The organism is Streptomyces sp. SID14478 (assembly GCF_010548525.1).
Lineage (GTDB): Bacteria > Actinomycetota > Actinomycetes > Streptomycetales > Streptomycetaceae > Streptomyces.
Window position 1 is genome coordinate 1 of sequence record NZ_JAAGMG010000216.1, and the last position, 7,499, is coordinate 7,499.

The following is a 7,499-nucleotide window of genomic DNA, read 5'->3' on the forward strand; positions in this document are numbered from 1 at the left end:
GACGAGCTGCGCGACCTGCCCGTCGGCCAGCCGCACGTAACGGTGGCGTCCCTGCCGTTCCTCGGCGAGGAGGCCGCCCGCGACGAGCTTGCCGAGATGCTCGCTCGCGGTGGACGCGGCGACGCCCGCGTGCCGCGCGAGTTCCCCCGCCGTCCAGGCCCGCCCGTCGAGCAGCGCCAGCAGACAGGCGGCCCGCGTCTCGTCGGAGAGGAGGGAGGCGAGCGCGGCGAGCCGGGCGGCGCCGGGTTCCTTGGAGACTGCCATGCCTCAAGGATGCGCCGGGCACGTTTCGGCGTGCACCGAAATGTCAGTGGGCGGCGGCGCTGATCTGCTCGTACTGGAGGGCGAGCCCGTCGAGCAGCGCCGTGAGCCCGGTCGCGAAGGCGCGGTCGTCCACCACGTCCTGCCGCTCGGCGAGCAGATGTGCCTGCCCGAGGTGCGGGTAGTCGGCCGGGTCGTACGCCGTCTCGTCGTCGACGAAGCCGCCGGCGAACGAGCCGAGCGCGGAGCCCGTCACGAAGTACCGCATCAGGGCGCCGATGGATGTGGCCTGCGCGGGCGGCCAGCCGGCGTCGACCATCGCCCCGAACACGGCGTCGGCGAGCCGCAGTCCGGCGGGCCTGCGCCCCGGCCCCTGGGCGAGCACGGGAACGATGTTGGGGTGCTCCCGCAGGGCCGCGCGGTACGAGACGGCCCAGTCGTGCAGCGCGGTGCGCCACGGCCGGGGGTCGTCCGCGTCGAACATCGACAGGTCGACCTGCGCGCTCACCGAGTCGGCGACCGCCTCCAGGATCTGGTCCTTGGTGCGGAAGTGGTTGTAGAGCGACGGGCCGCTCACCCCGAGCTCGGCCGCGAGCCGCCGGGTCGAGACGGCCGCGAGTCCCTCGGTGTCCACGAGGGAGCGGGCCGCGTCGACGATGCGGTCGGTGCTCAGCAGGGGCTTGCGCGGTCGGGCCATGCGGCACATAGTAGGGCTGTCAGCCAAAAACTAGCAGTGCTAATTTAAAGCGTCCGCTTTTGCCTGCATCTGCCGCACGTGCCTGGGGAGTCGTCCATGAATCTGGAGCTCAGCGAGGAGCAGACCGCCGTCCGCCGGCTCGCGAAGGACTTCGTGGACCGCGAGATCGCGCCGAACGTGGTGGCGTGGGACCGCGCCGAGGAGGTCGACCGGGCCGTCGTCAAGAAGCTCGGCGAGGTCGGCTTCCTGGGCCTGACCATCGACGAGGAGTACGGCGGCTCGGGCGGCGACCACCTCGCGTACTGCCTGGTCACCGAGGAGCTGGGCCGCGGCGACTCCTCCGTGCGCGGCATCGTCTCGGTCTCGCTCGGTCTGGTGACCAAGACGATCCAGGCGTACGGCACCGAGGAGCAGAAGCGGGAGTGGATCCCGCGGCTCACGGCGGGCGAGGCGCTCGGCTGCTTCGGCCTGACCGAACCCGGCACGGGCTCCGACGCGGGCAATCTGACCACCCGCGCGGTCCGCGACGGCGACGACTACGTGCTCAACGGCTCCAAGATGTTCATCACGAACGGCACCTGGGCCGACGTCGTCCTGCTCTTCGCCCGCTCCACCGACGCCCCCGGCCACAAGGGCGTGAGCGCCTTCCTGGTCCCGGCCGACACCCCCGGCCTGACCCGCCGCACGATCCACGGCAAGCTCGGCCTGCGCGGCCAGGCCACGGCCGAACTGACCCTGGAGGACGTCCGCGTCCCCGCCACCGCGCTGCTCGGCCCCGAGGGCAAGGGCTTCTCGATCGCCATGGCCGCCCTCGCCAAGGGCCGGATGTCGGTCGCCGCGGGCTGTGTCGGCATCGCCCAGGCGGCGCTCGACGCCGCGGTCGGCTACGCGGGCGAGCGCGAGCAGTTCGGCAAGTCGATCGCCTCGTACCAGCTGGTCCAGGAGCTCATCAGTGACATCGCGGTCGACGTGGACGCGGCCCGGCTGCTGACCTGGCGCGTGGCGGACCTGATCGACCGGGGCGAGAGCTTCGCGACGGCGGCGTCCCAGGCCAAGCTCTTCGCGTCCGAGGCGGCGGTCCGCGCGGCGAACAACGCCCTGCAGGTCTTCGGCGGCTACGGCTACATCGACGAGTACCCGGTCGGCAAGCTGCTGCGCGACGCCCGCGTCATGACCCTGTACGAGGGCACGAGCCAGATCCAGAAGCTGATCATCGGTCGCGCGCTGACGGGGGTCTCGGCCTTCTGAGGGCGTCGTCGCGCATAAGCGCAACCCCCTGCGGTCTGAGTACGCGGATGAGTACGGGAGCGGATGGGGCGCGGGCCCCGTCCGCTCCATGCTGTCCGCATGAGTGAGACACAGGTCAAGCAGCACAACACCACGGCCTTCTACGGACAGGCCGTCGCCTCCTTCGCCGTGGCGCTCGCCGCGGTCTCCGTCGGGATCTACAGCCTCGACGCCAGCGGCTGGATCCGCGCGTTCCTCGCGATCTCCGTCCTCTACCTCACGACCTCCGCCTTCACCCTGGCCAAGGTGATCAGGGACCGCCAGGAGGCGGACCAGATCGTCAGCCGGGTGGACCAGGCCCGGCTGGAGAAGATCCTGGCGGACCACGACCCGTTCAAGCCGGTGGCCTGAGCCGACCTAAGCGCTCGCTCAGTGCGGGGGGTATGGTGTGGGCCCCAGGTCACCGACAGGGATGTGAGCGGACCGATGACGCAGGACGAGCAGGTCGAGGCGGAGGCCGTCGACGAGATGCCGTGGGCCGAGGTCACCCCCGACGCGGCCCGGCGGCTGCTCGTCGCCGCGGTCGAGGCGTTCGCCGAGCGCGGGTACCACGCCACCACCACCCGCGACATCGCGGGCCGGGCCGGCATGAGCCCGGCCGCGCTCTACATCCACTACAAGACCAAGGAAGAGCTGCTCCTGCGGATCAGCCGGATCGGCCACGAGAAGGCACTGGCGATCCTGCGCCGCGCGGTCGACGGCGAGGGCACCGCGGCCGAGCGGCTCACGGAGGCCGTCCGCTCCTTCGTCCGCTGGCACGCCGGGCACCACACGACCGCCCGCGTGGTCCAGTACGAACTGGACTCCCTCGGCGAGGAGCACCGCCCGGGCATCGTGGAGCTGCGCCGGCAGAGCGACGCCGCCGTGCGCGAGATCATCAACGACGGGGTGAAGGCAGGGGAGTTCGACGTCCCGGACGTGCCCGGCACCACCCTCGCCGTGCTCTCGCTCTGCATCGACGTGGCCCGCTGGTTCAACACGGAGGGCCGCCGCACGCCCGACGAGGTCGGCGCGCTCTACGCCGACCTCGTCCTCAGGATGGTGGGAGCCGACCCGGCCGGGCGGTAGTACCCGGCTCAGAGGTAGTAGCGGGACACCGACTCGGCGACGCAGACCGGCTTGTCGCCGCCCTCGCGCTCGACGGTGAACGCCACCGCCAGCTGCACGCCGCCCGCCACGTCGTCCACGGACGTGATCTTCGCGGTCGCCCGCAGCCGCGAGCCCACCGGCACCGTTGCGGGGAAACGCACCTTGTTCGTCCCGTAGTTGACGCCCATCTTCATGCCCTCGACACAGAGCAGCTGCGGCCCGAACAGCGGCAGCAGCGACAGCGTGAGGTACCCGTGCGCGATGGTCGTGCCGAACGGGCCCTCCTTGGCGCGCTCCGGGTCGACGTGGATCCACTGGTGGTCACCGGTGGCCTCGGCGAACAGGTCGATCCGCTCCTGCGTGACCTCGACCCAGTCGGAGTGCCCCAGCTGCTCCCCGACGGCGGCCTTCAGCTCGTCGACGTCCTTGAAAACCCGCGGCTCCGCCATGTTCCGTGACCTCCATGCTCATGTCTAAGCGCTTGCTCAGAGCTCTTGGCATGCTAACAACGGAGCAGCCGTGCGACTAGGCTCGGCCGGGTGCCCCAGATCCCGGAGAAGATCCATGAGCTCACCGTCGGCCAGGTGTCGGCCCGCAGCGGCGCCGCCGTCTCCGCCCTGCACTTCTACGAGTCCAAGGGCCTGATCGACAGCCGTCGCACCTCCGGCAACCAGCGCCGCTACACCCGCGACACCCTGCGCCGCGTCGCGTTCATCCGGGCCGCGCAGCGCGTCGGGATCCCGCTCGCCACCATCCGCGACGCCCTCGCCGAACTCCCCGAGGAGCGCACCCCGACCCGCGAGGACTGGGCGCACCTGTCGGAGGCCTGGCGCTCCGAGCTGGACGAGCGCATCACGCAGCTGAGTCGCCTGCGCGACCATCTGACCGACTGCATCGGCTGCGGCTGCCTGTCGCTGGAGACCTGCGTGCTGTCCAACCCTGACGACGTCTTCGGTGAACGCCTCACCGGTTCGCGTCTGCTGGCGGAGCGCCGGGAGCGCCCGGTGCGCTGACCGCGGGTCCGAGGAGCCGGAACACCACGCTGAGGGCGATCGCCGCGAGCGCGCCCGCCGCGACCCCGCTGCCGCACAGGGTGCGGGCCCACGAGGGCAGGTCCGCGTACATCTGCGGCGCCACGATCGGCAGCATGCCGACCACCAGGGCGAGTGCGATGACGACGCTGTCGGTGCCGTGCGACAGGTCCGTGCGGGACAGCATGCCGAAGCCCATCACCGCGATCACCGCGTAGATGACCAGTCCGGCCGCGCCGACCACCGGCTCGGGGATCGCCGCGAGCACCCGGGTCAGCGGCGTCAGCAGGCCGCACGCGATCAGCAGCACCCCGGCCGCCGCCGTCACGAACCGGCTGCGTACCTGGGTGAGTTGGACGATGCCGATGTTCTCGGCGCTGGTCACCATCAGCGACGTACCGAAGATCCCGGAGCCCAGCGAGACGAGCGCGTCGGCGCGGGCGATGCGCGGCACGTCCCGGCCCGGGTCCGGGGTGCGGCCCACGGCTTCGCTGTTGAGGACGGTCTGCCCGGTCGCCTCGGCCAGCGACGCGAGCGCGAAGACCAGCAGCGGCAGGGCGGCGAGCAGGTCGAAGTGCGGGGCGCCGTACGGGAAGAGGTCCGGCAGCGCGAACGTGCCGCCGTGCGCGACGTGCAGCTCGGTGCCGGTGAGGACCGCGATCAGCGTCCCGCAGACCAGCCCCAGCAGCACCGCCATCTGCCGCCAGACTCCTCGCAGGACGAGGAAGAAGAACGCGATGACGCCGAGCGTGGCGAAGCCGAGCCCGGGACCCGAGGCGACCATCGGGGCGGTCACCTTGATCATGTTGATGCCGATGAGGACGACCGTCGTGCCCATCACGAGGGGCGGGAAGAGGCGGACGAGGCGCCCGTAGAACGGCAGCACGCAGAGCAGGAACGCGGCCGCCACCAGGACCGAGCCCGATGCCGTCGCCGGGCCGTACTCCCGCGCGATCTCCAGGAAGATCGCCACCGCGGCGCCGCCCGGCAGCATCAGGAACGGCAGCCGCGCGCCCACCCGCAGCACGCGCACGCCGAGCGACTGCAGCAGCGCGCCGAACCCGCACAGCACCAGGGTCGCGCTGAGCAGCGATGCGGTCTGCCCGGTCGACAGCCGCAGCGCCGTCGCGATGAGCAGGACGGACGAGACGGGGGCGGCCACGCCCGCCAGCAGGTGCTGGCAGGCGAGCGGGACGAGTCGCCGCAGCGGCAGACGCTCGTCGACGGGTGCCACGGTCGTGCCGGAGCGGGCCGCGGTGGAGGTCACCGGTCGAGCCAGGGCAGCTCGGCCGCGGAGTAACGGTAGGAGCGGAACACGGCGTTGGGCTCGGACGGAAACAGCTTGCGGACCTCTTCCTCCTGGTAGCCGCCGAAGAACGGGACGACGTACTCCCAGCACAGATAGCCGTCCTCGGTCACCTCGAAGAGACGGCCCGCGGGGGAGTCGGTGACCAGGGTGTTGCCGTTCGGCAGGCGCTGGGCGCTGCCCATGAACGGCGCGAAGAACGACTCCCGGGCCGGGTCGTGGTACTCCCACACGACCTTTCCGCTGCCGCGCTCGATCTCGATGACGCGGCTGAACGGCACGTCCCGATGCGGCCGGAAGACGCCGTTGTCGAAGACGAGGAAGTTGCCGTTCGCCAGCTCGGTGGGGCAGTGCTGCTGCGAGACGACGCCCGGTTCGGAGCGCCAGATGATGTCGCCGCTCGCGCGCTCGATGACGACGACGGCGGACACGGAGCGGAAGCTGGCGAGGACGTTGCCGTCGGCGAGCGGCAGGACGCTGTTGATGAGCGGGTAGTGCTCGCGGGCGTAGTCCGGGTGGAGGGGGAAGTCCGCGCGGTCGAGGCGCTCGGAGACCTTCCACTCCCAGGTCCGCCTCCCCTCGGCGTCGACCTCGACGATCGTGTCGGCCCATATCGTGTCGCCGCCCGCCTCGGAGCCGGGCACACCCCCGCGCACGGCGGCAGCGGCGTCACCGGTCAGGGCTTCGAGTGCGGTGTAGAGGATGCGGCCGTCGCCGTAGTGGTGGGCGTCGTGGTGCTGGAGCGGGTCGCGGTGCTCGCGCACGACCGTGCCGTCCGGGGTGATCTCCTGCATGAGGCCGCCGCGGTACTTGTGCCACATCGGGAACAGCGCGGGCTCGTCGGGCAGGACGCCGCTGTAGGCGAGGTTCCCGTTCGCCAGGATGCGGGCGTGCCGGCCCGGGCGGTGCGGCAGGTTCCACTGGTGGACGACCCGGCCGTGCAGGTCGATCAGATACACCTCGCCGGAGCCGGTCAGCGGGGCGAAGAGCGTGTAACCGCCGTACGCCGCTTCCTCGTCCAGCGCGATCAGGCCGGTGCCGCGGCGGCGGCGCTGATTCTGGTCCACCCGAGCCATGGAGACCCCTCCGTCAGTGGTTAACTTTTTTAAGTGACGGTTAAGGAGTTAAGCACGGCATAGGCTGCGCAGGAACGGGAGGCGTAGAGAAAGGGCGTTACAAGTACATGAACGTGGGACCGGGCATCCGGCGCAGGCGGCGCGCCCTGGAGCTGACGCTCGCCGACGTCGCGCGGCGGGCGGGGGTCTCCGTCCCGTTCCTGAGCCAGGTCGAGAACGGTCGCTCGCGCCCCAGCATGAACTCGCTGCAGCGCATCGCGGACGCGCTCGACACCACCGCCGTCGCGCTCCTCGCGGCGGCCGAGGCGCCCCGCCCGGTCGACGTGGTCCGGGCATCGGCCCCGCCCGCGACCGAGGGCGGCGTACGCCCTCTCGTACGCGGCCAACAGCCGCTGCACGCCCTGGAGTTCACCGGTGGCCACGGCTGGGACCGGGAGTACCGGCACGCCGGGGACGAGATCCTCTACGTGGCCGACGGCTCGGCGGAGGTGGAGGCGGACGGCACCCGCTACGTCCTGGAGCGCGGCGACACCCTCTACTGCGCGGCCGAACTCCCGCACCGCTGGCGGCCGCTGGAACCCGGGACGCGCGTGGTCATGGTCGGGATCAGCTCCCCGTAGCCGGCCCGGCCAGCGCGGCCGCCACCAGCTCGGCGCTCCCGCCGGCCCGCTCCCCGCCGGGCAGGAACAGGGTGTCCTCCAGTCCGATCCGCGTCGCCAGGCCGCGGCGCAGCGCGAGCCGGAGCACCGGCC

At 71.7% G+C, this 7,499-nt stretch carries 11 protein-coding genes; 5 read left to right on the forward strand and 6 right to left on the reverse strand.

Going from position 1 to position 7,499, the window contains the following annotated elements:
- Both G3I40_RS08015 and G3I40_RS08020 read right to left on the reverse strand, forming a co-directional pair.
- On the reverse strand, nucleotides 1-264 hold a 264-nt coding region (locus G3I40_RS08015), incomplete at its 3' end, for a winged helix-turn-helix domain-containing protein (RefSeq protein WP_164301466.1).
- Nucleotides 265-307: 43 nt separating this feature from the next.
- Complete coding sequence (locus tag G3I40_RS08020) at nucleotides 308-958, reverse strand: TetR/AcrR family transcriptional regulator (RefSeq protein WP_164301467.1); 651 nt, start codon at nucleotides 956-958, stop codon at nucleotides 308-310.
- A gap of 96 nt (nucleotides 959-1,054) precedes the next feature.
- Here G3I40_RS08020 and G3I40_RS08025 point away from each other — a divergent pair, with 96 nt between their 5' ends.
- From G3I40_RS08025 to G3I40_RS08035, 3 genes are all read left to right on the forward strand, one after another.
- Nucleotides 1,055-2,206: an acyl-CoA dehydrogenase family protein gene (locus G3I40_RS08025; protein WP_164301468.1), complete on the forward strand. Its 1,152-nt coding sequence runs from the start codon at nucleotides 1,055-1,057 to the stop codon at nucleotides 2,204-2,206.
- A 99-nt stretch (nucleotides 2,207-2,305) separates the two neighbouring features.
- Nucleotides 2,306-2,596, forward strand: a complete 291-nt coding sequence (locus G3I40_RS08030; protein ID WP_164301469.1) for a YiaA/YiaB family inner membrane protein — start codon at nucleotides 2,306-2,308, stop codon at nucleotides 2,594-2,596.
- A 75-nt stretch (nucleotides 2,597-2,671) separates the two neighbouring features.
- Entirely contained in the window at nucleotides 2,672-3,313 is a 642-nt protein-coding gene (locus G3I40_RS08035; protein WP_164301470.1) for a TetR/AcrR family transcriptional regulator, read from the forward strand.
- A gap of 8 nt (nucleotides 3,314-3,321) precedes the next feature.
- On the opposite strand, the gene G3I40_RS08040 is transcribed toward G3I40_RS08035, so the two are convergent.
- A complete protein-coding gene (locus tag G3I40_RS08040) occupies nucleotides 3,322-3,783 on the reverse strand; it encodes a MaoC family dehydratase (protein WP_164301471.1) in 462 nt (153 codons plus the stop codon).
- 90 nt (nucleotides 3,784-3,873) lie between these two features.
- Between G3I40_RS08040 and soxR the strand changes: the two genes are divergently transcribed.
- Nucleotides 3,874-4,347: a redox-sensitive transcriptional activator SoxR gene (gene soxR, locus G3I40_RS08045; RefSeq protein WP_164301472.1), complete on the forward strand. Its 474-nt coding sequence runs from the start codon at nucleotides 3,874-3,876 to the stop codon at nucleotides 4,345-4,347.
- Here soxR and G3I40_RS08050 read toward each other — a convergent pair.
- Nucleotides 4,298-5,632 carry a solute carrier family 23 protein gene (locus tag G3I40_RS08050; RefSeq protein WP_343244854.1) on the reverse strand — a complete coding sequence of 445 codons (1,335 nt, stop codon included), beginning with the start codon at nucleotides 5,630-5,632 and terminating at the stop codon, nucleotides 4,298-4,300. The genes soxR and G3I40_RS08050 overlap by 50 nt on opposite strands.
- Entirely contained in the window at nucleotides 5,629-6,747 is a 1,119-nt protein-coding gene (locus tag G3I40_RS08055; RefSeq protein ID WP_164301473.1) for an aryl-sulfate sulfotransferase, read from the reverse strand. The genes G3I40_RS08050 and G3I40_RS08055 overlap by 4 nt, the downstream gene beginning before the upstream one ends.
- Nucleotides 6,748-6,854: 107 nt before the next feature.
- Between G3I40_RS08055 and G3I40_RS08060 the strand changes: the two genes are divergently transcribed.
- Nucleotides 6,855-7,367: an XRE family transcriptional regulator gene (locus G3I40_RS08060; protein WP_164301474.1), complete on the forward strand. Its 513-nt coding sequence runs from the start codon at nucleotides 6,855-6,857 to the stop codon at nucleotides 7,365-7,367.
- Here the strand turns inward: G3I40_RS08060 and G3I40_RS08065 are convergent.
- Nucleotides 7,354-7,499: 3-keto-5-aminohexanoate cleavage protein (locus G3I40_RS08065; RefSeq protein WP_164301475.1), on the reverse strand; the 146-nt coding region annotated here is incomplete at its 5' end. The genes G3I40_RS08060 and G3I40_RS08065 overlap by 14 nt on opposite strands.

Bases quoted from the DNA above. Each gene is read 5' to 3' on its own strand.
- G3I40_RS08020 (WP_164301467.1), bottom strand. From the start codon at position 958: ATGGCCCGACCGCGCAAGCCCCTGCTGAGCACCGACCGCATCGTCGAC.
- G3I40_RS08025 (WP_164301468.1), top strand. From the start codon at position 1,055: ATGAATCTGGAGCTCAGCGAGGAGCAGACCGCCGTCCGCCGGCTCGCG.
- G3I40_RS08030 (WP_164301469.1), top strand. From the start codon at position 2,306: ATGAGTGAGACACAGGTCAAGCAGCACAACACCACGGCCTTCTACGGA.
- G3I40_RS08035 (WP_164301470.1), top strand. From the start codon at position 2,672: ATGACGCAGGACGAGCAGGTCGAGGCGGAGGCCGTCGACGAGATGCCG.
- G3I40_RS08040 (WP_164301471.1), bottom strand. From the start codon at position 3,783: ATGGCGGAGCCGCGGGTTTTCAAGGACGTCGACGAGCTGAAGGCCGCC.
- G3I40_RS08055 (WP_164301473.1), bottom strand. From the start codon at position 6,747: ATGGCTCGGGTGGACCAGAATCAGCGCCGCCGCCGCGGCACCGGCCTG.
- G3I40_RS08060 (WP_164301474.1), top strand. From the start codon at position 6,855: ATGAACGTGGGACCGGGCATCCGGCGCAGGCGGCGCGCCCTGGAGCTG.